Here is a 22,675-nt window from a genome sequence, read left to right on the forward strand (position 1 = left end):
CCTAAGCAGCTATCCTAAGCGCCAGTAAGGTGGCGTTTCTTACCGGTAACGCAGGAATCGGGCGAGAAACCCCCCTTAGTTTGAAAGACTGTAGCCCGGTTTCGTCACCGTCATATCCGGCCGCGCGCAGAAGGTCTTCTGAGACCAAAAGCTCGACGCCCAGAGTTTTGGTCTCTGCCTCTAACCGGCTGGCAACGTTGACCGCGTCTCCGATGATGGTACGGGTCGCTGTTCCGGCGGCACCGATTTCACCCAGAACCAGATCACCCAGATGCAACCCCATGCCTATGCGAATATGCGAGCTGCCTTCTGCGTTGAGTTGCTTGTTGAATCGTTCCAGTGCGCGGCTGACATCGGCTGCGGCCATCAAACCAGCACGGGCGGAACTTGCGGGGTCGGCGGTTTCGAACACGGCCAAAAGACCATCGCCCATGTATTTGTCGACCACCCCACCTTCGGCAGTGATCGCAGGAACGATCGCATCAAAAAAACGGTTTAGAAGGAAGACAATATCATATGGCAGCTGTCCCGTTGTGCGCGACGTAAACCCACGCATGTCCAGAAACAGAACGGCAAGCTGACGTTCCTGGCCCTGGCTGGCATGTGCGCGGTTTCGAAGGCCATCAGGACGAAACATTCGAAAGGCCGTAATCGGCTGAGTCGGGCGGATTTGGCAAGCCAGCCGCGCGCCTTTGGGCGCCCGGACTGCGGCAAGGCTGCGGGCTTCAACTTCGCTTGGAGCCGGAAGCTCTGCCGCACCGTCTTCGACAATGACTCGGCACGTGGTGCAGCGGCCTTTGCCACCGCACAGGGCCGTATGTGGGATGCCACTGGCCTGCGATATCTCAAGCAGGGTCATGCCTTTTTCAGCGACGACTTCTGGTCCTTCGACATATGTAACGCGGACCGAATGTCTGCGCCGTAGAAGTTTGCGTCCCGCAAACACGGCCAACGAAACACCCAGAGCGATCCAAAAGGCCAATAGCGCATTGCCCTTGACGCTAAACAGAGCCTGAAATTCTTCGGGCGACGGCCAATTGTAATGCTCGATATATTGGTCGCGCAGAAACGGGTCGCCGAAATCGGCCCAAATCCGCCGCCCTTCTGTCAATAGTCCCGCCATCGCAAATGACGGGACGAACACGGCCAATCCGATCAGATAGGGAACTGTTTTGGGCCACCATTTGGTCAACCGCAGCCACATATGAAGACCAATGCAGCTGTGCACCCAAACGACCAGCAAGAGCATGCTTTGCATCCAGATCGCCGAGCTGGGCCACATCAGCGCGATGATGTACCCCATCTCGTCGTTCACGTTGAACACCTCGTGCGCGTAACGTGTGTGAACGATATGCGCGATCAGTTGCAGCGGGATCAGCAATCCCAGAACAATCTGCAATGCCATGCTCAGCGGCATTTTTAGTGTTTTGCGTTGACTGATCGAATAGAGCGCCAGACCCGAGTGAATGAACAAAGCGGCATAGAGCAAGGCGCTGCCGATGTCGTGACGGGTGACAGCGTGGCGGCCGTCTTGCATTCCGTGCAGGTAGTCGGTGTGGAACAGGCCCAAGCCGATATTGATGAAGTGCAGGAATGCAAACGCGAACAGGATCAGGCCACTGCCAATCCTCAGCCGGGTTATCCACCCGCCTTGCCACAATACGCTCTTCACTTCAGGTCACCTGTGAATTCTTGCCTTGTGCCCCGAGTCTGATACGGGCGCGCGGGCGGGTCAAGAATAAGCAGGTACCCAGGTTTCTGACGGGGCATCGACGCAAATAAGCCGGACACTGGTACGGAATAAAACCACATGGCTGAGCTGGGGCCGTGATCGAGAGCTATAGATCATGCCATCGGCACCTAAAGCTCGGGCCTTGTCCGAGAATTGCCAGGTTGGCGAACGTCCGCAGGTTTTTGCAATGTCTTGCCAAACGATGGATGCTTCGGCCTGACCTCTCAGGTCGACAAGACGTGCCTCTGTGATCCTTGCACGTTGCAGGATTCGCGGTGGGTCATCGCGCGATACATAGCGACGTATCGCGACTTCGGCCCCTTCGGCGCTGAGAGATGCATAAAGCGCGGTCTGACCTGCATAGTGAAAACGCCCCTCTGGCGCCCGAGCGGGGACCAAAGGGGCGTCTGAATGTGTTCGAAACAGAATTCTCCAGACCGGGCCGGAGAATTCTATCATTGGCTAGTCCTGCTCCGCCAGGAACCGCTCGGCATCCAGCGCTGCCATGCAGCCCATACCGGCGCTGGTAACGGCCTGACGATAGATGTGGTCAGTTAAGTCACCGGCGGCGAATACGCCTGGTATCGAAGTCTCGGTAGAACCCGGCTTGGTCACGACATAGCCACCCATGTGGGTTTCAAGCGTGTCCTTGACCAGCTCATTCGCAGGGGCGTGCCCGATAGCAATAAACACCCCCTTACAGCGAATCTCAGAGAATTCACCGGTTTTCACGTTCTTGACGCGCACGCCCTCAACGCCCAAAGGCGCATCGGTGCCAAGCACTTCATCCAGCTCGTGGAACCAAAGCGGTTCAATCTTCTCGTTTTTCATCAGGCGGTCCTGCAGGATTTTCTCGGCCCGCAGTTCGTCGCGACGGTGGATCAGGGTGACCTTGCTGGCAAAGTTCGTCAAAAACAGAGCTTCTTCCACGGCAGTGTTGCCGCCGCCAATGACAACGATTTCCTGTCCACGATAGAAGAACCCATCGCAGGTGGCGCAGGCCGAGACACCAAAGCCTTTAAACTTGTCCTCGGACGGCAGCCCAAGCCATTTTGCGCGTGCGCCGGTCGCCAGAATGACTGCATCAGCTGTATAGGTCGTGCCGCTGTCGCCTTTGGCAGTGAAGGGGCGTTTGCTGACGTCCAGATCGCTGATGATGTCACCGATGATCTCACATCCCATTGCCTTAGCATGGTCCTGCATACGAACCATCAGGTCGGGGCCTTGAACCTCTGTGTCGCCGGGCCAGTTCTCGACCTCTGTGGTGGTGGTCAACTGACCGCCGGGTTCAATGCCCTGCACCAGGATCGGTTCCAGCATTGCGCGGCTGGCATAAACGCCTGCCGTGTATCCGGCGGGCCCCGAACCTATGATCAGAACCTTGGTGTGTTTCGTTTCGGCCATGGTACCCCCAACTCGATCTGCCTGATGTGGGCGCGTGGCCCCTTGGCGACTGGATATAGCGACCCGATGGCGGTGCTTAAAGCCCCTTCCTGACAGAGAACCGCTATGCGTCACGCGAATGGCGCCCATAAATAGGGCGTTTAAAATAAAGAATATTGCGCTAACGCGAAAGATTATTGCGCATCTTCTGGGTGCTGATATAACAACCGAAAAATCAGGAGCATTTTATGGTCGCGACACGGCTGGATGAGATTGACCGCAAAATTCTGGCGGAATTGCAGGCAGACGGTCGAATGACCAATGTCGAACTTGCGAAACGTGTCGGCATTTCTGCGCCTCCGTGTTTGCGGCGCGTCCGTACGCTTGAGGAATCCGGCCTGATCCGCGGTTACCACGCCGAAGTGAACGCGCGAGAGCTGGGATTCGAGGTTCAGGTCTTTGCCAGCGTTGGTTTGGAAAGTCAGGCCGAGACCGAACTGAGCGCCTTCGAAGAGCGGTGCCGCGACTGGCCCTTGGTCCGCGAATGCCACATGCTGAATGGCGAAGTTGATTTCATCCTGAAATGCGTCGCCCCTGACCTTAGCAGTTTTCAGCGGTTCCTGACCGGCGATTTGCTGACCACCCCAAATGTGGCCAGTGTTAAGACATCGCTTGTGATTCGAGGCGCTAAGGACGAGCCCGGTGTGCCGTTCGATGTTCTGGAAGAACGCATGAACCGGATGGCTTGAAGCGCATCCGTTTATGTGCGGAACAACATGGCGGAAGAATCGCTGTAACGATCAGGAACAGCACCCAACCCAAAAGAATCTGCATAAAGCCCCCACTCTGCAGCACTGACAAAAATTTACGCTGTGATCGCGTCCACCTCTCCGTCGCCAGCACGCGGCATCAGCAGCGGACCAAAATCATTCAGCGAATCGGCATGCGCGAACAGGTTCAGGTAGATCGAGCGCAAGGAATGGCTGATCATCCGAACTGCATTGACACCGGGATGATACGTCTCGAACTGCAGCCCGTCGATCTTGATCACCGAATGGCGCTTGAGACAGATATGAAACAGTTCGATCGGCGTTGGCGGCAGGGTTTCGACCACGCTCATTCCGTCCTGAAATTCGTGAACCGGGGTCAAAACGGTCTCATTGCCGTGCAGATGGCGCAGGTGGGACGGGGTTCCAACCAACCGCGCCGCTGGGCCCGCGATAACGCCTGAAAGAGGTTTCTGCATCCCGAATGTGTCGGCCATGATCCGCGTCAGAGGGCGAGTCCGACCTCGGGAATCCTCGCGTCCGGGAACCAGGGTCACAGACCCTTTCCATAGCACAGTCTGAGACGAGCCATCCTGCGTCAGCACAGTATCGCCGGGCAGCAGGTCCTCAATCGCGAGCGGGCCGGTTTCCGTCTCAATTAAAGATCCTCGGGTAAAGGCGCAGAATGCGTCCTCGAACATCGGCAAAGCGGGCGCGATGTGGCGGGTCTGAGAAATATCGCCATTTGGCAGCAGCGCGCTCACCTCATAGCGCCGCAGTTGCGCCTTTGGTTTGTCTCTTGGCGCATCCCGCAGCATCGCCGATGTATCGACGGCGTTTTTGGCCGCGCGCGAAAGCGAATGTGGAATAGGCATTTTTATTCCGTCCCTTCTATCATCCGTGCAGACAGGTTGAACCCTCCGTACAGGCCCGTCTGACCGATCTTTTTCTTTGTTTTGAATGAAAGGGCGACCTCAGGGCGAGCGTCGAACCGACGTCGCAACGTGATGGTATTCAGCACACCTTTGGTCAACATCTTGACCCCCCAGACAAACTCACAACAACGCCGGCGAAAATTACCCACGCACACAACACCCCTGAACCTGCCCGCGGAAAATACCTGCGGCAGGTCACGCATCGGGCCGGAGCACCCCTCCGATGCGCGTCTTGGCCCCTGGAACCGGCAGCTTGGTACCCTGGGCGTCACGATCAGACCCGTTCCGCCAAACGACGGGCAACCCTGACCGAGTCGCTGGAAATGCTTTTCCACGGCATCTCCGGCGTTTTTTCGTTGGTCGCCGCGACAACGGCGCTCAGAAAGCGAGATTTTACCTTCATGATCTGGTCCTGCTCCTCTGGGGTTTTTGGGCCCCATTTCCCTTTGGGATGCCAATCTGACGCCATATTGAGGCAGCGATAAGGCTGATCCGGGATCAATTCAGGACAAAATGAAGGTTAGTAGCTCCTCTTTCTTTATACTGTCTCACACTGCTGGAGCATCGGCAGATAAACACCTGAGAGCGGACAATAAAACTCAACTTGTTACGACTCAGGTAGACACAAAGAATGTGGCAAAAAAGCGGCGAAATCGCCACAATTCAGTCTAGGTCTACAATTTGATTGCAGAAATAAGGCGTCCATAGTCCGCTTCTTTGGCGTGCGTAGATCGCCGGTAGGAATAGAATCTATCGGGGTCTGAATAGGTGCAGTGCCGGGTCCATTCAGCTTGGCCTACGCCTGCCTGTCGAAGGCGATGCAAACCGTAAGCGGGAAGGTCAAACTGCAGTCTGTCGCCTTCCCCATTTGCGAAGAAACGCAGGTTTTCTGGCGTTTCTGCGACGAAATCATCCAGGAACTCAGGCCCGACCTCGTATGCTTGTTGTGAAATCGACGGGCCAATTACAGCGACCGTGTTTTCGCGCTTTGCCCCCAGTTCTTCCATGGCGTCCAGCGTTGATTCGAGCACCCCGTCCAAAGCTCCGCGCCACCCTGCGTGGGCCGCGCCAATAACATTTGCGTGGGTGTCGGCAAAAAGAACGGGCTGGCAATCCGCTGTAAGTATGGTCAGGGCCAAGCCCGGAGTAGCTGTGACCACTGCGTCCGCGCGTGGACGCTCGCCGTTCATCGGTGCGTCAACCTTAACCACGGTCGGAGAATGCACCTGGTGTACGCCAATAAGCGCCTCGGGCTCGACCTCCATCGCCTGAGCTACACGCGCCCGGTTGATCGAAACAACCTCGGTCTGGTCTGACGAGCCATAGCCGCAATTCAAGCCAGAAAACACCCCTGATGACGCTCCGCCACGGCGGCTGAAAAAGCCGTGGCGTACGTTTGACAGCATGTCCGAGGTCAGTATTTCCAGTGTCATGGTTCCAGTCCCGGTGGAGGTGCCGCGTAAGAGGGGCAGAGCCCCAGTACTTTGAACAGGTTTCCCATTTCCTCGGGATGCGTCAACCTGCGATGTGCTGCCACCAGCGTATCAAGCTCGGACCCGCCGAGCGGTTTGGCCAAAGCTTGCGCACGGGCGGTAATGCCAAGCCGTTCCAGAAACGCGCCCTGAGGGGTCAGGCGGGAATGGGCGCAACCGGCGGCACGTGCTGCCAGTGCAAGAGGTTCGAAATCCACATGCGCGGTCAGATCCGCCTGACCGGGTGTATCCAGCGGATTCACTCGCTCATGCCCGCGCAGGGCCTGAAACGTGTCGCCCAGCGAATGCCAGTCGCCATAGTCCACGATCAGACCGGCACCGCCGTGGCTGGCGATTCGAGCCGCGATGACGGTCAGGATGGGGATAGCAGCCGCGCAAAGCTCAACCAGATCGCCATCTTTCGTGTCTTGCAATCGGTCCGTCAGCGCAACCTGATCCGCTTGGGCCCCTAGCCCGAAGGTCAGCGATTCGCCCTCAGCCCCGATAAGGCGCTCGCGCCACGCCAGGCCGTCGCGGAGGAACTGGCGGATGGGCAGGGCGTCAAAGAATTCGTTGGCGACCAGAAACAAAGGCGCGTCGGGCAAGTCGGTGAGCTTTGTGATCCAGCGGGGTGCAAAATCCTTCAACGTTTCTGCCTGTATGTCGCGCAAGGTCGGTGAGGCTTCGAATAACACGATTTCAGCCGCATCATGGAACCCGTGAACCCCGCGTGTGGCCCGGAGGATGTCCGCCATCAGTGTTCCGCGCCCCGGCCCTAGCTCGGCCAGAACGAAGTGATCGGGGTGCCCCTGATCCATCCAGCTTTGCGCCAGACTTAGGCCGATTAATTCACCGAACATCTGACTGATTTCAGGCGCGGTAACGAAATCGCCCTGCACACCCAAAGGGTCGCGTGTGGTGTAATAGCCATACGTCGGATGCAGCAGGCATTCGGTCATGTAGTCGGCCACGGTCATCGGGCCGTCTTGCGCGATGCGCTCCAGCAGATGGTCAATCAGGCTCATCGCGCGTTTCGCGCGCGCAGCGCGAACCATAGGCCAAGCGCGATCATTGGCAGCGACAAGAGCTGCCCCATGGTCAGGCCATACCCGCCAATATGCCATGCCAGACCCAGAGGATTCCCGATCGAGATGAACTGTGCGTCCGGTTGCCGAAAGAACTCAACGATGAACCGGGACGCACCATACCCGGCCAGAAACACACCCATAACCAGTCCGGGTTTGCGCAGCGCGCCCTTGCGGTAGACCAGCCACAGCAGCGCGGCCCCCAGCAGCAACCCCTCCAGCGCGGCCTCGTAAAGCTGCGAGGGATGACGTGCACACATGCCAACCAGCACACCGGGGCAGTCTTGCGCGGCAGGGCCAGGGAAGATTACCGCCCATGGCACCTCGCTGGGGCGGCCCCAAAGCTCGGCGTTGATGAAGTTGGCCAACCGTCCCAGCAGTAACCCCGGCGGAACAGTGTGGGCAATGAGATCAGCCAGCGGCAGAACCGATATCTGGTGACGGCGCGCATAGATGTAAGAGGCAACAATCACCCCCAGCAGACCGCCGTGAAATGCCATGCCACCCTGCCAGACTTTCAAAATGTCCGCTGGGTTCGCAAGGTAATAGGCCGGCTGGTAAAACAGCACGAACCCAAGTCGACCACCCAGAATCACCCCAAGAATGATCCAGGTGATCAGATCCTCAAGCTGCTGGGGTTTCATCGGCGGCGTGTTATCCGCCCAAAGCGCGGGGCGTTTCAGCGCCGCTGACCCCAGCCTCCACGCGATCAGGATGCCTGCGATATAAGCCAGCGCGTACCAACGCAGGGCGAACTCCATCCCGAAGAGTGAGATCGAGAACAGTTCGGGCGACAGATCGGGGAAATTCAGAACAGCCTGCATGTGCGTCTCATTGCCCGTGCTTTGCAGGGCAAGTCAACCTTGAGCCTGACGCAAAGTTTACCCATATAGAGAACAACCGCGATTTCGGAGAAAAACCATGCAGACCCGCAACAAGATCCTCGATGATGTATCCCAACTGATGACCAACGCCATGGGCGTGGCACAGGGCGCGCGGGAAGAGGCCGAGAATGCGATGAAGTCGATGATCGACCGCTGGCTGGCCGACCGCGATTTCGTCACCCGCGAAGAATTCGACGCGGTCCGCGCTATGGCGCAAAAGGCGCGCGAGGAAAACGCAGCCTTGGAACAGCGTATCGCCGCGCTGGAGGCAAAGCTGGACAAGTAACGTCTCAGCACAGATTCGAAGATAAAGAGAACGCCGCGCAATCTGACGCCAGATTGTGCGGTGTTGTGCATTTTGCTGCCCTGCAGAAGTAAATCAAGACAAAGCTGTACTCGGCGCCAATATTTTGATCTCCGTTGCTGTTCGTCCACAACTTATTGCTGTTATCCCCAATAAATAGGGTTGCCAGATGGATGCGCGCGGCGCACCATATTTAGTACAGGCACATGGGGGAAGCCCGGCTTGTAGAGCAGGCAACTAGCGCTGGGGCGCTGCCAGCCCCGAATTGCTAGAGATAAGTGAGGTGGCATTATGGCCCTATCCGAGCAGTTTCTCGAAGAAGACCTTCATCCGATTGATATTGTTGAACACCTGGCCGAACATCACGACTGGGATTTTGATCGCATCGGCGATGATCAGATCGCCATGGCTGTCGAAGGACAGTGGCGCACCTATTCCATCACTCTGGCCTGGTCGAACTATGACGAAACCCTGCGCATGGTGTGCTCGTTCGAAATGGACCCGCCATCCGAGCGGGAAAGCGAGCTGTATGAGCTGCTGAACAAGATGAACGATCAGTGCTGGGCCGGGGCGTTTACCTATTGGGCTAACCAGAAACTGATGGTCTATCGCTATGGTCTGGTTCTGGCGGGTGGTCAGACGGCCAGCCCGGAACAGATCGACACGATGATCACCGCTGCGGTTCTGAGCGCTGAACGCTATTACCCGGCGATCCAACTGGTCACTTGGGGGAATCGCGATCCCGAAGATGCGATGCAAGTCGCCATTGCAGAGGCTTACGGCCGCGCGTAAAGCTTTGCCCCAAGCCAGATAATGGGGAGGGGCAATCATGGACATGTCGCGCATCGCGGAACAGGGGCTTGTGCTTCTGGGATGCGGAAAGATGGGATCGGCCATGCTGGCTGGCTGGCTAGAGCATGGCTTACCAGCGTCGTCAGTCTGGGTCGTGGATCCGTACCCCTCGGACTGGTTGAAAGCACAAGGCGTCAATATCAACACACCGTTGCCCGAAGCCCCAGCCGTGGTGCTTGTGGCCGTCAAACCGCAGACGATGGGCGAAGCATTGCCCGCGATCAAAGCGCTGGGCGGGGGTGGAAGCCTGTTCGTCTCAGTCGCGGCCGGGACGTCGATTTCCACATTTGAATCTGTGTTGGGCGCGGGCACGCCGATCGTACGGGCGATGCCGAATACGCCTGCAGCAATCCGGCAGGGCATCACGGCGCTGATCGGTAACGCACAGGCCTCCGAGGCCGATGTGACCATGGCCGAAAACCTGCTGTCCGCGATTGGTGAGACTGTCCGGCTGGCGGATGAGACGCAGATGGACGCAGTTACTGGCCTCAGCGGATCGGGTCCGGCCTATGTGTTCCACCTGATCGAAACGCTGGCCGCTGCGGGGCAGGCGCAGGGCTTGCCGCATGACCTAGCTATGAAGCTGGCCAAATCTACTGTTGCAGGGGCAGGCGCGCTAGCGATGACCGCCGACGAAGACCCCGCGCAGCTGCGAGTCAATGTGACCTCGCCCAATGGCACCACGCAGGCAGCGCTCGAGGTGCTGATGCACGAAGAACAGGGCTTCCCAGACCTGCTGCACCGCGCCGTCAAAGCCGCGACCGACCGATCCAAGGAGCTGTCCCGTGAGTGAGATTTCCTTCGACGATTTTCTCAAGGTCGACATCCGCGTGGGTGAAGTGATCCGCGCCGAGCCGTACCCCGAGGCCCGCAAGCCGGCGATCAAGATGTGGATCGACTTCGGCGATGAGATCGGCGAGCGAAAGACGTCGGCCCAGATCACCGCGCATTACGATCCGGCTACGCTGGTGGGCAAGCAAGTTATGGCCGTGGTGAATTTCCCGCCGCGCCAGATCGGCAAGTTCATGTCCGAGGTGCTGGTTTTGGGTCTGCCCGACGAAAATGGCGAGATCGTTCTGATCGGACCGGATGGAGAGGTTCCGACCGGCGGGAGGATGCACTGATGAAATTATTGATTACACGCCCCATGACCGACGCCGTAATGGAGCGCGCACGGACGGAGTTCGATGCGGAGATTCGCAAAGAAACGTCGCCACTGACACCGGATGAGATGCGGCGGGCCTTGACGGAATTCGACGTGGTAATGCCAACGCTTGGCGATCTTTTTTCGGCGCAGGTATTCGCGGATGTGTCCGATCCGCGCTGCAAACTGCTGGCCAATTTCGGCGTCGGCTACAACCATATTGACGTGGACGCGGCCAGCGCGTCAGGCATTGCGGTCACCAATACGCCGGGTGCCGTTACGGATGCCACAGCCGATATCGCCATGACTTTGTTGCTGACAACCGCGCGCCGTGTCGGGGAAGGAGAACGCGTCGTCAGGGCTGGGGGCTGGCATGGCTGGCATCCCGCGCAAATGCTGGGCCACCACGTCACCGGCAAGCGGGTGGGTATCGTTGGCATGGGCCGGATCGGACAGGCCATTGCCCGGCGCTGTCACTTTGGGTTTTCCATGCAGGTTGCCTATCAGTCGCGTAGTGCGAAGGAATTGGAGTTCCCGGCAGAGTTCGTACCCGATCTATCCACTTTGGCCGCGTCGGTCGATTTTCTGGTGCTGGCCGTCCCCGGTGGAGCGGAAACTCAACATCTGATCAATGCGCCGGTACTTGAGGCGATGAACCCCAATGCCTTACTGATCAATATCGCGCGCGGAGAAGTCGTGGACGAGGCTGCCCTGATCGCAGCCCTTCAGTCCGGGCAGATCGCAGGGGCGGGGCTGGATGTATACGAATTCGAACCCAAGGTTCCGCAGGCGCTGATCGACATGGAGAACGTGACCCTGTGCCCGCATCTGGGTACCGCCACTGACGAGGTACGCACCGATATGGGTTACCTGGCGCTGGACAATGTTGCGGCCTTTATCGCAGGCCGGGCGCTGCTGACGCCGGTTTAACCGCCCATCGCCTCGCGCCAGTGTCGGCGGCAGAGCGAGACATAGGTTTCGTTCCCGCCGATCTGAACCTGTGCTCCTTCGGTGATCGTATTCCCGTGCGCGTCCTGACGGACGACCATTGTGGCCTTGCGCCCACATTCGCATATCGTTCGAACTTCGCGCATCTCATCCGCCAGGGCCAAGAGGGCTGCAGAGCCGGGAAACAGCTGTCCCTGAAAATCTACCCGTAACCCATAGGCAAGAACCGGTACGTTCAGATCATCCACGGCACTGGCCAGCTGCCAGACCTGATCGCGGGTCAGAAACTGTGCCTCGTCTACGAATACGCAGGCCACCTTACCCTGCGCCAGACGGTTCTCGATCATGTCGAACACGTTATCTTCTGCCCCGAACGTGTCGGCATCTGCAGATATGCCAATGCGCGAGGCGATCTTGCCCACGCCCGCGCGACCGTCAAGCTGTGCGGTCATAAGATAGGTGTCCATGCCGCGTTCACGATAGTTGTGCGAGGCCTGCAACAACACAGTCGATTTACCCGCGTTCATGGTTGAATAGTTGAAGTACAGTTTTGCCATGTGCCCGGGTCTAAAACGCCTGATCCGCATGGGCAAGTAACCAAATTCTATGAAATAAGCGACGTCGCCGTTGTCGTTGCAAGGGTCGAGCGAAAGCTCATTGGGGATGGATACCCCCACGTCAACAACAGCGACGCCGTCGGCCATCATGCGGCCAAAACAGAGCAAGACCAGAAAACCGCCTTGCAAACACTCATTACCGGCTGGAAACGCCGCCACTCACTCACAAAATCCCTGCATATCTGAGGGATAGTCAATTTATGGCATTTCAATTATGACTCGAGTATGGGAAATTTCCTTACCCTTTCCCCCATAGTCGCAGATGTCGTGGGAAAGCCAGGCAGTAAAGGTTGAAACATGGCAGATATCGGGGCTTATCTGAAAAAACATACCGAGGCGTTGGTAAAAGACGTCGGCATTGAATCGGCCTGTGAGATTACAGGCAAGTCCAAGGCAACATTGGGTCGGTACTACTCGGACAACGCGGAACATGCGGACCGTTTTATGCCAGTCGATGCGGTTGCTCGGCTCGAGGCGGTCTCGAACTTTCCGCATGTGACCTCGGCCCTTGCGGATCTTAAGAATATCACGCTGTCCTATGATGGCCGTAATACGGATACCCCCAGGACCGGAGGTGTGAATTCGGATGTCATTGCCCTAAGCCAACGGTTTGCAATGCTGATGACCGAATATCAGGCTGCTATTGAAGACGGCATCATCACCGTCAACGAGGCCAAGCGTCTGTTGAAGGAGACCAGTTTGTTGCAACAGGTCCTGATCGAGATGAAGCTGCATCTGGAAGAAGAAAGCGTGAGTTGATCGCCGGTTTTTCGTTAATTGAAATCGAAAAGCCGTTTAAGGTCGCCACCAAACGCGCCAGCCAATTCCTTTGCAGACTGATCGAATTCCGATTTCAGAAGGGGATCAGCACCCGCTTTCAAAAGCGCTTCGATAACGCTCAGGTTTCGTTTCTTAACCGCGACGTGAAGGGGCGTTTCCGACATGTCGCCGACTGCGTTTACGTCAGCGCCAGCGGCAATCAACGTCAGGGCAGCGTAGGTGTCGTCGCGCCAAAGAACGGCGTGCAACGCGGTATCACCGTTTGACGCGCGGCTGTTCAAAGAAACCGGAGCTTCGCCGAGAGATTCCGGGAAAAGAACGTCCGAACAAGATGCCAGGATATCTTCCAGAGTCGCACGTGCTTTAGGTTTGGTTGCCATTTTGTGAACTCAGAATGATTGGTGTCGCTGACACAGCTAATGCGTGCAAAGGCAAGTTGACTTCAATCCATCACGCCAAAGGGTTCTGGAGCAAGTGAATTCTTGAGTTGCGCGATGGATCGAGTTGACTATCCGTGCCGCCGCACGATTACCGAACCCACGGAATACCCCGCCCCGAATGAACAGATCAGACCGACTTCTCCATCCGCGAAATCATCAGAGTATTTCGAGAATGCGATGATCGACCCCGCTGAGGACGTGTTGGCGTAGTCCTGCAAGATATTGGGTTGTTCGCCGGGTTCGGGCTCGCGGCCTAGAACTTTTTTGCCTATGAAATCGTTCATCGTCTTGTTCGCCTGATGTAGCCACAGGCGTTTCAGGTCAGAGCTGTTTAGCCCTTCGGAGTCCATATGGTCGGCAATGTGTTTGCTGACCATCGGAAGCACTTCCTTGAAGACTTTACGGCCGTTCTGCATGAATTGCATGTCGCGGCGATCAACTACGCCATCGGGGCGCGAACGGCGCAGGTAGCCGTTGTTGTTGCGAATGTTGTTTGAAAACTCGGTCGCGCAACGGGTGGAGAGGATTTCGAAATAGGGACCGTTTGCGTCTTCTACACGCTCGATCAGGGTGGCGGTCGCTACGTCTCCGAAAATGAAATGGCAATCGCGGTCGCGCCACTCCAGATGGCCCGAACAAATCTCGGGATTGACCACCAGCGCGGATTTCACTGACCCAGACCTGATCATGTCAGCGGCCGCCTGAATACCGAAGGTGGCCGAGGAACAGGCGACATTCATGTCAAAGCCAAAGCCTTTGATCCCCAGCGCCTGCTGGATTTCGATCGCAATCGCCGGATAGGCCCGTTCATGGTTCGAGGCGGCGCAGATCACCAGATCCACATCTTCGGGTGCGCGCCCGGCCTGGGCCAGCGCCTTTTTGCAAGCATCCACGGCCATCTCGGTCATGATGCCGGGTTCATCATCACTGCGCTGGCGCAGCAAGGGGTGCATCACGTCGGGGTCCAGCACGCCGGTCTTGTCCATCACATACCGGTTCTCGATGCCTGACGCTTTGAGAATGAACTCTTCCGATGAATGCTGCAGAGGTTCCACTTCACCCGAAGCAATCGCGTCGGCATTTTCGGCATTCACCTTGTCGGCGTATGCATTAAAGGCGGCAACAAGTTCCGCGTTGGTGATGACGTTGTCTGGCGTGAACACACCGGTGCCGGTGATTGCTGGCGTATACATTGTTGCCCCTGCGTTTTTCGGATTTGCCCAAAATGCAGTCAACGCAAGGTTAGTTCAAGAGAGATTGACCCAAGGGAATATCAAAGTTGCGGCGTCAATGCGCTTCAAATCTTGAATAGTTCATTTTTTGAAGTATATGACGCCCTGCGAACGGCAACGGATTCGGCACATGACATTCGACGACAGCGCACTGGTAAAGCGACTAAGCCCCGAAATGCAGGCCATGATGGGGGTCTATGCCCTCTATTGGAAGCTGGAAGAAAGCTTTGATTTGATGGAGGTCGAACTGACCCATCAAGAGTGTCACATGGTGATAAAACTGGACCAACCCAAGCGTATGGGCGTTTTGGCGGCGGATATGCTGACGGTGCCATCCACAATCACGTCTACTGCTGACGCTTTGGAAACGGCAGGATACCTGACGCGAGAGCGCGATCCGGACGATCGTCGAGCCTGGCTGTTGGTGTTGTCCGACAAGGGGGTGGCGATGCGCCAGACTTTGGTGGCCGAGGCCGGGGCGCTGTTTCAGCGCGCATCCGGTTTGACGCCTGATGAAACGGCCGAATTCGGCCGGCTTGCCCGGAAAATCCGTGAAAACATTCTGAAAACGGGAATACCCGAGGGGTTGAAGAAATGAAATTGATCTCTGTTCTGGGCCTCGCCCTGACCATGCTGGCCACCACGGCCATGGCAGAAAGTGCTGCCAAGCCGGTCAAGCTGATGGTTGTGCAAGAAACCGCGCCCGGGTTTTCGCGGCAGTTCTTTGGCCGGGTCGCAGCGCGACAGACGGTTGATCTGGCTTTTCAGGTGGCGGGGCAAATCGTTGATATGCCGGTGACCGAAGGTTTCGTGATTCCCAAAGGCGAATTGATTGCGGAACTGGATCGTGAACCATTCCAGCGTCGCTACGACCGGGCTGTGCTGCAGAAAGATCAGGCGGACCGGACGCTGGCGCGCTTGTCCCGTCTGCGGGGAACTGCAGCAAGTCAAGTTGCGGTGGATGATGCCGAGACAGCGGCTCAGCTGGCGGATATTGCGGTGCGCGATGCGCTTTATGATCTAGAGCAGGCCACGCTAACAGCCCCCTTTGATGCTCTGGTTTCAAGCCGGGCAGTGGAATCCTTTACGACCGTCTCGGCGGGGACACCGATTGTGCGTATCCATGACATGTCCGAGCTGCGCATCGAAGTCGACGTGCCCGAGATTTTGTTCCAGCGGTCGGGCCAGCAGGATGACATCACCATCACGGCGAAATTCCCCGTCAGCGACGAAGTATTCCCTCTGCAAATTCGGGAATTCGACGCCGAGTCGTCGAGCGTCGGTCAGACTTTCCGCATTCAATTCGGCCTGACACCGCCAGAAGGTCTGCAGATTCTTCCGGGGTCATCGGTAACGGTGAATGTGCAGGTACAGGACCAACGTACAGGTATCGTTGTTCCGGCCACAGCGATTGTTGCGGATGCTGAAGGTGTTTTGGGTGTCTTTGTCTTTTCGCCCGTCGGCGCGGATGAAGGCAGTGTCAAATGGGTCCCCGTGACCATTGAACCCACGGCATCGGGTGACGTAAGCGTCCTGTCCGGGCTGGAGGATGGCGATGAAATCGTGGTTGCCGGAGGCGGAGCGCTGATCGACGGGCAAGCCGTACGCCGCTTTGCCGGCTTTGCGAACTAAGGGGCGGACGCATGAATATCGCACGCGGATCCATAGACCGGCCAATCTATACGTGGTTGATCATCCTGATCGCCTTGTTCGGCGGAATCTGGGGTTTTCTGTCGCTTGGGCGACTGGAGGACCCGGCCTTTACCATCAAGAATGCTGTCATCGCCACGCAGTATCCCGGTGCAACAGCCGAGCAGGTGGCTCTGGAGGTATCGGAGCCGCTGGAATCCGCCATTCAGCAGATGGGAGAGGTCAAAACCATCACCTCGCTCAACCAGCCGGGGTTTTCGCTGATCGAGGTTGAGATCAAGTCGACCTATGACGGTACCGAGCTGCCCGAAGTCTGGACCAAGCTGCGCGCCAAGGTACGGGACGCAGCCCGGGCGTTGCCGTCCGGGGTCGGCCAGCCATTGGTTAACGATGGATTCGGCGACGTGTTCGGCCTGTTCTATGCAGTCACTGCGAATGGCTTTTCGGACGCTGAAAAACACGAATTATCCACGTTTCTGCGGCGCGAATTGCTGACGGTCGAAGGGGTGGCCGATGTCGAAGTCATGGGCCTGCCGCAAGAGGCGATTTTCGTCGAACCGGACTTGGCAATCTCGGTCAATCAGAACGTGCCGCTGCAGGCAATCAACGATGCGATTGCCAATGCGGATTCGGTCAACGCATCAGGCTCGTTGCGGTCTGCAGATGACCGAACAACGGTCCTGACCGCCGAAGGCTCCGACACTGTTTCGGCCATTGCGGGTCTGTCCGTTGGGTCGCAGGGGCAGGTAATCAACCTGTTTGACATGTCAAATGTGTACCGCGGCCGCCAGACCGACCCGGATGTCATCATCCGCTTTAACGGGGAAGAAGCCTTTACGCTGGGCATTGCGGGGCTGTCGACCGAGAACATTGTCGAGGTTGGCAAGCGCGCAGACGAGAAATTCGCCGAACTTGACGGGCAAATCCCCTACGGTGTCGAAATCCTGCCGATCTATCGGCAGCACGTGGTCGTCGAGCAAGCCTCGAACGATTTTCTGTTGAACCTTGCGATGTCGGTGGCAATCGTCGTTCTTGTCCTGGCCTTGTTCATGGGTTGGCGGGCCGCGATTGTCGTCGGCTCGACGCTGTTGCTGACCGTTGTCGGGACGTTGCTGTTCATGGCGCTGTTTTCCATCGAGATGGAACGGATTTCCCTAGGGGCCCTGATTATTGCGATGGGTATGCTGGTCGACAACGCCATCGTGGTCGCCGAAGGAATGCAAATCGCAATGTTGCGGGGCAAAAACTCGCGCGATGCAGCAGACGAGGCCGCATCCAAAACCCAAATTCCGCTTTTGGGGGCGACCATCATCGGCATCATGGCTTTCGCCGGGATAGGCTTAAGCCCGGACGCGACCGGAGAGTTCATGTTCTCGCTGTTTGCCGTCATCGGAATATCACTTTTGCTGAGCTGGATTCTGGCCCTGACGGTTACTCCGATGCTGGGACATTACTTTTTCAAGCAGGGTAAAGCTGGTGCAATTGATGCCTATGGCGGCATCATGTTCCGTGTCTACGGAGCGATCCTAAGATGGGCATTGCGGTTCCGCTGGTTGGTGATTGCCTTGTTGGTGTCTGTCACCGTGGCGTGCTTTGCCGGGTTCGGGCTGGTGAAACAGCAGTTCTTTCCCGACTCGAACACGCCGCTGTTCTTCGTCCATTACAACCTGCCGCAAGGAACGCCGATCGCGCGGACCGCTGAGGATATGGCGGTGTTCGAAGAGTGGCTGGCCAACCGGGATGATGTAGTGTCCGTCGCCACCTTTGTCGGGCAGGGCGCGACCCGTTTCCTGCTAACTTATGAGGCAGAGAAACCCAATCCAAGTTACGGCCACCTGATCATCCGTACCAGGACGCTGGAGGACATCCCCCCGCTGCGTGCCGAACTTGCGGAATTTGGTCAGGCGCAATTTCCTGAAGGAAAGTTTCGTACAAGACGACTGATCTTTGGTCCGGGCGGAGGCGATCCAATCCAGGCCCGCTTCTCGGGCAGTGACCCGGTTGTGCTGCGCCAGCTTGCGGATGAGGCTGTGTTGCGGATGCGGGATGCGTCGCAAAACGCGCTACACGTTCATCATGACTGGCGTGAAAAGGCGTTGGCCGTCCAGCCGATCTATGCGACCGAACGCGCGCAGACCGCGGGTGTTACACGCGAGGATATTGCCGCCACGCTGCAGTTTTCGACCGATGGAATCACGGGCGGCGTTTTCCGCGAAAGGGATCGCCTGATCCCGATCATCCTGCGTCGACCGGCGGACGGAGATTATTCGATCGTGGACCAGGTCGTGTTCTCGGACCAATCCGAGCGTTTTGTTCCTATAGAGCAGATGGTGGATGGGTTCGAATATAAGGCGTTGAACACGCTTGTGCACCGAAGGGACAGGGTTCTGAACATCACAGTTGGCGCGGATATTCCGGCGGGATTCACGGCAGCTCAGGTACACTCCGAAGTCCGTGAGGCTATCGAAAGCATGGACCTGCCTGCGGGGTATCGGATGGAATGGGGTGGTGAGTTCGAAAATGCCGGCGAAGCGAATGAAAGCCTTGGGCGTCAACTGCCGCTGAGCTTGCTGATCATGGTGCTGATCTCGGTGCTGATCTTTAACGCGATCCGTCAGCCGATCATCATCTGGTTGCTTGTGCCTATGTCGGTCAATGGAGTGGTTCTGGGCTTGCTGGGCACCGGATTGCCCTTCACGTTTACGGCGCTGCTTGGGCTGCTGAGTCTTTCGGGGATGTTGATCAAGAACGGAATCGTTTTGGTAGAAGAGATCGACCTTGTGCGCGAAACCGGCAAAGGATTGCGCGAGTCGATCATTGAAGCCTCGGTTTCGCGTCTGCGTCCTGTGATGCTGGCAGCGATCACCACCATTCTGGGGATGGCACCGCTGTTGACGGATGCATTCTTCAAATCGATGGCGGTGACGATCATGGGCGGACTGGCTTTTGCCACGATCCTGACCATGGTGGCGGCGCCGGTGTTCTACATGGTGTTCTTCCTGCCGGAATACCGGCGAAAGTCCGCTCCGCAACCTGTTGTTTAAATGAAAAACCCCCGGTCATCGACCGGGGGTTTTGCTTTATTCTGGTGCTGGGTGGCGGGGTCAGCCCTGAAGAGATTTGACCTCGACATCGCCCTCGGCCTGCGCCTTGATCGCCAAAGCTGCTGCATGGCTTGCGGCCGCAGTGGTGAAATAGGGGATCTTGTCATAGAGTGCGATCGACCGGATGGCTTTACTGTCTTCGACCGCCTGCGCACCTTCAGTGGTGTTCATCACCAATTGTACCTGACCGTCTTTCAACATGTCTGCCACGTCCGGACGACCTTCATAGACCTTGTTGACTACGTCGCAGGCCACGCCCTGTTCCGCCAGCCACGATTGCGTGCCGCGCGTGGCAACCAGCGTAAAGCCCTGTGCCGTCAGCACCTGCGCCGCCTCAAGCATCGAGGGTGTTTTGTCAGCATCCTTGATCGAGATAAATGCGCGGCCCTTAGACGGCAGAACCATACCAGCGCCCATCTGCGCCTTGAGGAAGGCACGCGGGAAGTCGCGGTCCCAGCCCATGACCTCGCCGGTCGAGCGCATTTCCGGGCCCAGAATGGTGTCGACGCCAGGGAAGCGGGCGAAGGGCAGCACCGCCTCTTTCACCGAGAACCACGGCATGTCCGGGTCGGCCAGCGTCATCTGGTCGGCAATCTTGGTGTCCTGACCTTCTTTGTACGCGGGGCGCATCGGGAAGGTCGAGAGCTTCTCACCAGCCATGATACGCGCCGCGATGGACGCAATCGCGCTGTCGGTCGCCTTGGCGACGAACGGCACCGTCCGCGAAGCGCGGGGGTTCACTTCGATCAGGTAGATCTCATCGTCCTTGATCGCGAACTGCACGTTCATCAGGCCCACGACGTTCAGCGCTTTGGCCAGTTTGAACGCCTGATCCTTGATCTGGTCGAGGATATCCTTGGACAGCGAGTAGGGCGGCAGCGAACAGGCCGAGTCGCCCGAATGCACGCCCGCCTCTTCGATATGCTGCATGATGCCCGCCACATGCACATCGGTGCCGTCGCACAACGCATCGACGTCCAGTTCAACCGCGCCGGCCAGATAGCTGTCCAGAAGAACGGGACTGTCGCCCGAGACCACGACGGCCTCGTTAATATAACGTTTCAGTTGCTCCATATCGCGCACGATTTCCATCGCGCGGCCGCCCAGAACGTAGGAGGGGCGGATCACCAGCGGGAAACCGATCTTGTCCGCGATCTCAAGCGCTTGTTCATCGGTCGAGGCGATGCCGTTCTTGGGCTGTTTCAGACCCAGTTCGTTGACCAGCGCCTGGAAGCGTTCGCGGTCTTCGGCAAGGTCGATGGCGTCCGGCGTGGTGCCAAGGATCGGAATGCCTTCGGCCTCAAGCGCGTTGGCCAGTTTCAGCGGGGTCTGACCGCCGAACTGAACGATCACACCGTGCAGCGTGCCGTTTTCCTGTTCCTTGGTCAGGATTTCCATGACGTGTTCAAAGGTCAGCGGCTCAAAATACAGGCGGTCCGAGGTGTCATAGTCGGTGCTGACCGTCTCGGGGTTGCAGTTGACCATGATGGTCTCATAGCCCTGATCCGTCAGCGCGAAACAGGCGTGACAGCAGCAATAGTCGAACTCGATCCCCTGACCGATCCGGTTGGGGCCACCGCCCAGAATGACAACCTTTTTGCGGTCGCTCGGGCGCGCCTCGCACTCGACCTCGCCCATCATCGGGGCCTCATAGGTCGAGTACATATAGGGCGTCTGCGCCTCAAACTCGGCGGCGCAGGTGTCGATGCGTTTGAACACGGCGTGTACGCCCAGATTGCGCCGGGCGCGGCGGATATTGGCCTCGTCCCGGCCAGTCAGGTTGCCCAGACGCGCGTCGGTGAAGCCCAGCATTTTCAGCTTGCGGATGCCGTCCTCGGTGACGGGCAGGCCGTCTTTGCGCACCTGACGCTCGGCGTCGATGATCTCGCGGATGCGGGCAAGGAACCACGGGTCGAACTTGGTGACGCCGAATATCTCATCGTCGGTAAGACCATGGCGCATGGCCTGCGCGATGGTGCGCAGGCGATCCGGTGTCTGCTGGCTGATGGCCTTGATCACGGCGGCCTTGTCGTCAGCCTCATCCCACAAACCCACGTTGAGGCCGGGGATTTCAATCTCGTCAAAGCCGGTCAGGCCAGACTCCATCGACGCCAGCGCCTTTTGCATCGATTCGTGGATAGTGCGGCCGATGGACATGGCCTCACCCACCGACTTCATCGCGGTGGTCAGGTAGGGTTCCGAGCCGGGGAATTTCTCGAAGGCGAATTTCGGGATCTTGGTGACCACATAGTCAATGGTCGGTTCGAAGGACGCAGGCGTGACCTTGGTGATGTCGTTGTCCAGCTCGTCCAGCGTATAACCCACGGCCAGTTTCGCGGCGATTTTCGCAATCGGGAAACCGGTCGCCTTGGACGCCAGCGCAGACGAGCGCGACACGCGCGGGTTCATCTCGATCACGACCATGCGGCCATCGACGGGGTTGATCGCCCATTGCACGTTCGATCCGCCGGTCTCGACCCCGATCTCGCGCAGCACGGCAATCGAGTGGTTACGCATGATCTGGTATTCTTTGTCAGTCAGCGTCAGGGCCGGGGCCACGGTGATCGAGTCACCCGTGTGCACACCCATCGGATCGACGTTTTCGATGGAGCAGACGATGATGGCGTTGTCGGCGGTGTCGCGCACCACCTCCATCTCATATTCTTTCCAGCCCAGCAGGCTTTCGTCGATCAGGATCTGACCCACGGGGGACGCATCCATGCCTGTGCGGCAAATATGGATATAGTCTTCGCGGTTATAGGCTACGCCGCCGCCGGTGCCGCCCAATGTAAAGGCGGGGCGGATGATGGCGGGCAGACCGACGGTCTCCAGCGTCTCAAGCGCCAGCGCTACGCCTGCGTCCAGATCTTTCTTGCCGTCCGCGTCCTTGGGGGCGGTCACAATCTCGGCCTTGGGGTTTTCGATGCCCAGCCGGTCCATCGCCTCGCGGAAGAGGGCGCGGTCTTCGGCCATTTCGATGGCGTCCCGCTTGGCGCCGATCATCTCGACGCCGAACTTGTCCAGCACGCCCATCTCTTCCAGCGCCAGCGAAGTGTTCAGCCCGGTCTGCCCGCCCATGGTGGGCAGCAGCGCGTCGGGGCGCTCTTTCTCGATGATCTTGGCAACAACTTCGGGGGTGATCGGCTCGATATAGGTAGCATCGGCCAGACCGGGGTCGGTCATGATCGTGGCAGGGTTCGAGTTCACCAGAATGACCCGGTAGCCTTCTTCGCGCAGGGCTTTACACGCTTGAGCGCCGGAATAGTCGAACTCGCATGCCTGACCGATGACAATGGGCCCCGCCCCGATGATCATGATCGACTTGATGTCGGTTCTTCTCGGCATG

General features: G+C 57.9%; 23 protein-coding genes. 10 read left to right on the forward strand and 13 right to left on the reverse strand.

Annotated features, from left to right (window positions below; all coding sequences use genetic code 11):
• Position 1 precedes the first annotated feature (1 nt).
• Genes ABWV79_RS17585 through trxB form a run of 3 tightly spaced genes read right to left on the reverse strand, consistent with a single transcriptional unit; the run spans position 2 to position 3,136 of the window.
• The gene (locus ABWV79_RS17585) at positions 2–1,672 is read right to left on the reverse strand and encodes an adenylate/guanylate cyclase domain-containing protein (protein WP_353393582.1); all 1,671 of its coding nucleotides are present in this window, start codon (positions 1,670–1,672) and stop codon (positions 2–4) included.
• A gap of 60 nt (positions 1,673–1,732) precedes the next feature.
• Complete coding sequence (locus ABWV79_RS17590; protein WP_353393583.1) at positions 1,733–2,191, reverse strand: RES family NAD+ phosphorylase; 459 nt, start codon at positions 2,189–2,191, stop codon at positions 1,733–1,735.
• Positions 2,192–2,194: 3 nt separating this feature from the next.
• The gene (gene trxB / locus ABWV79_RS17595; RefSeq protein ID WP_353393585.1) at positions 2,195–3,136 is read right to left on the reverse strand and encodes a thioredoxin-disulfide reductase; all 942 of its coding nucleotides are present in this window, start codon (positions 3,134–3,136) and stop codon (positions 2,195–2,197) included.
• Between the two features lie 227 nt (positions 3,137–3,363).
• Between trxB and ABWV79_RS17600 the strand changes: the two genes are divergently transcribed.
• Complete coding sequence (locus tag ABWV79_RS17600) at positions 3,364–3,864, forward strand: Lrp/AsnC family transcriptional regulator (RefSeq protein WP_170352355.1); 501 nt, start codon at positions 3,364–3,366, stop codon at positions 3,862–3,864.
• Positions 3,865–3,980: 116 nt separating this feature from the next.
• Here the strand turns inward: ABWV79_RS17600 and ABWV79_RS17605 are convergent, their stop codons facing one another.
• The 6 genes from ABWV79_RS17605 to lgt all read right to left on the reverse strand — a co-directional run bounded on the left by ABWV79_RS17605 (position 3,981) and on the right by lgt (position 8,198).
• Positions 3,981–4,757, reverse strand: coding sequence for a Hint domain-containing protein (locus ABWV79_RS17605; RefSeq protein ID WP_170352356.1), 777 nt, complete (start codon positions 4,755–4,757; stop codon positions 3,981–3,983).
• Between the two features lie 2 nt (positions 4,758–4,759).
• Positions 4,760–4,918: a hypothetical protein gene (locus ABWV79_RS17610; RefSeq protein WP_170352357.1), complete on the reverse strand. Its 159-nt coding sequence runs from the start codon at positions 4,916–4,918 to the stop codon at positions 4,760–4,762.
• Between the two features lie 173 nt (positions 4,919–5,091).
• Positions 5,092–5,220 (reverse strand): hypothetical protein, encoded by a 129-nt coding sequence (locus ABWV79_RS17615; RefSeq protein WP_280635732.1) that lies wholly within the window; start codon positions 5,218–5,220, stop codon positions 5,092–5,094.
• A 271-nt stretch (positions 5,221–5,491) separates the two neighbouring features.
• The gene (gene pgeF / locus ABWV79_RS17620; protein WP_353393588.1) at positions 5,492–6,250 is read right to left on the reverse strand and encodes a peptidoglycan editing factor PgeF; all 759 of its coding nucleotides are present in this window, start codon (positions 6,248–6,250) and stop codon (positions 5,492–5,494) included.
• Positions 6,247–7,314: a class I SAM-dependent methyltransferase gene (locus ABWV79_RS17625; RefSeq protein WP_353393590.1), complete on the reverse strand. Its 1,068-nt coding sequence runs from the start codon at positions 7,312–7,314 to the stop codon at positions 6,247–6,249. The genes pgeF and ABWV79_RS17625 overlap by 4 nt, the downstream gene beginning before the upstream one ends.
• Positions 7,311–8,198, reverse strand: coding sequence for a prolipoprotein diacylglyceryl transferase (lgt, locus tag ABWV79_RS17630; RefSeq protein ID WP_353393592.1), 888 nt, complete (start codon positions 8,196–8,198; stop codon positions 7,311–7,313). Before lgt ends, ABWV79_RS17625 begins: the two co-directional genes overlap by 4 nt.
• A gap of 97 nt (positions 8,199–8,295) precedes the next feature.
• Between lgt and ABWV79_RS17635 the strand changes: the two genes are divergently transcribed.
• The 5 genes from ABWV79_RS17635 to ABWV79_RS17655 all read left to right on the forward strand — a co-directional run bounded on the left by ABWV79_RS17635 (position 8,296) and on the right by ABWV79_RS17655 (position 11,488).
• Positions 8,296–8,544, forward strand: a complete 249-nt coding sequence (locus ABWV79_RS17635; RefSeq protein WP_170352360.1) for an accessory factor UbiK family protein — start codon at positions 8,296–8,298, stop codon at positions 8,542–8,544.
• A gap of 309 nt (positions 8,545–8,853) precedes the next feature.
• Positions 8,854–9,354 carry a type III secretion system chaperone family protein gene (locus ABWV79_RS17640; protein WP_170352361.1) on the forward strand — a complete coding sequence of 167 codons (501 nt, stop codon included), beginning with the start codon at positions 8,854–8,856 and terminating at the stop codon, positions 9,352–9,354.
• A gap of 37 nt (positions 9,355–9,391) precedes the next feature.
• The gene (gene proC / locus ABWV79_RS17645) at positions 9,392–10,207 is read left to right on the forward strand and encodes a pyrroline-5-carboxylate reductase (protein WP_353393594.1); all 816 of its coding nucleotides are present in this window, start codon (positions 9,392–9,394) and stop codon (positions 10,205–10,207) included.
• Positions 10,200–10,538: a tRNA-binding protein gene (locus ABWV79_RS17650; protein ID WP_170352363.1), complete on the forward strand. Its 339-nt coding sequence runs from the start codon at positions 10,200–10,202 to the stop codon at positions 10,536–10,538. Before proC ends, ABWV79_RS17650 begins: the two co-directional genes overlap by 8 nt.
• Complete coding sequence (locus tag ABWV79_RS17655) at positions 10,538–11,488, forward strand: 2-hydroxyacid dehydrogenase (RefSeq protein ID WP_353393596.1); 951 nt, start codon at positions 10,538–10,540, stop codon at positions 11,486–11,488. The genes ABWV79_RS17650 and ABWV79_RS17655 overlap by 1 nt, the downstream gene beginning before the upstream one ends.
• On the opposite strand, the gene ABWV79_RS17660 is transcribed toward ABWV79_RS17655, so the two are convergent.
• The gene (locus tag ABWV79_RS17660; protein ID WP_170352365.1) at positions 11,485–12,063 is read right to left on the reverse strand and encodes a thymidine kinase; all 579 of its coding nucleotides are present in this window, start codon (positions 12,061–12,063) and stop codon (positions 11,485–11,487) included. The two genes, ABWV79_RS17655 and ABWV79_RS17660, sit on opposite strands and share 4 nt — an antisense overlap.
• 357 nt (positions 12,064–12,420) lie before the next feature.
• Here ABWV79_RS17660 and ABWV79_RS17665 point away from each other — a divergent pair, with 357 nt between their 5' ends.
• The gene (locus ABWV79_RS17665) at positions 12,421–12,882 is read left to right on the forward strand and encodes a hypothetical protein (RefSeq protein ID WP_068336404.1); all 462 of its coding nucleotides are present in this window, start codon (positions 12,421–12,423) and stop codon (positions 12,880–12,882) included.
• Between the two features lie 14 nt (positions 12,883–12,896).
• Here the strand turns inward: ABWV79_RS17665 and ABWV79_RS17670 are convergent, their stop codons facing one another.
• Together ABWV79_RS17670 and ABWV79_RS17675 are read right to left on the reverse strand one after the other, a co-directional pair.
• On the reverse strand, positions 12,897–13,283 hold the full coding sequence (locus ABWV79_RS17670) for an ankyrin repeat domain-containing protein (RefSeq protein WP_214648660.1): 387 nt from the start codon (positions 13,281–13,283) through the stop codon (positions 12,897–12,899).
• Positions 13,284–13,411: 128 nt separating this feature from the next.
• Entirely contained in the window at positions 13,412–14,536 is a 1,125-nt protein-coding gene (locus tag ABWV79_RS17675) for a beta-ketoacyl-ACP synthase III (RefSeq protein ID WP_170352366.1), read from the reverse strand.
• 169 nt (positions 14,537–14,705) lie between these two features.
• On the opposite strand from ABWV79_RS17675, the gene ABWV79_RS17680 reads away from it, so the two are divergent.
• Genes ABWV79_RS17680 through ABWV79_RS17690 form a run of 3 tightly spaced genes read left to right on the forward strand, consistent with a single transcriptional unit; the run spans position 14,706 to position 19,269 of the window.
• Complete coding sequence (locus tag ABWV79_RS17680; RefSeq protein ID WP_353393599.1) at positions 14,706–15,173, forward strand: MarR family winged helix-turn-helix transcriptional regulator; 468 nt, start codon at positions 14,706–14,708, stop codon at positions 15,171–15,173.
• Positions 15,170–16,207: an efflux RND transporter periplasmic adaptor subunit gene (locus ABWV79_RS17685; RefSeq protein ID WP_170352368.1), complete on the forward strand. Its 1,038-nt coding sequence runs from the start codon at positions 15,170–15,172 to the stop codon at positions 16,205–16,207. Before ABWV79_RS17680 ends, ABWV79_RS17685 begins: the two co-directional genes overlap by 4 nt.
• Positions 16,208–16,218: 11 nt before the next feature.
• Positions 16,219–19,269 carry an efflux RND transporter permease subunit gene (locus ABWV79_RS17690; RefSeq protein WP_353393601.1) on the forward strand — a complete coding sequence of 1,017 codons (3,051 nt, stop codon included), beginning with the start codon at positions 16,219–16,221 and terminating at the stop codon, positions 19,267–19,269.
• Positions 19,270–19,329: 60 nt separating this feature from the next.
• Here the strand turns inward: ABWV79_RS17690 and carB are convergent, their stop codons facing one another.
• Positions 19,330–22,674, reverse strand: coding sequence for a carbamoyl-phosphate synthase large subunit (gene carB / locus ABWV79_RS17695; RefSeq protein WP_353393603.1), 3,345 nt, complete (start codon positions 22,672–22,674; stop codon positions 19,330–19,332).
• Position 22,675 lies beyond the last annotated feature (1 nt).

Source organism: Ruegeria sp. HU-ET01832 (assembly GCF_040371315.1).
In the GTDB taxonomy this organism is placed as follows: Bacteria; Pseudomonadota; Alphaproteobacteria; order Rhodobacterales; family Rhodobacteraceae; genus Ruegeria; species Ruegeria lacuscaerulensis_A.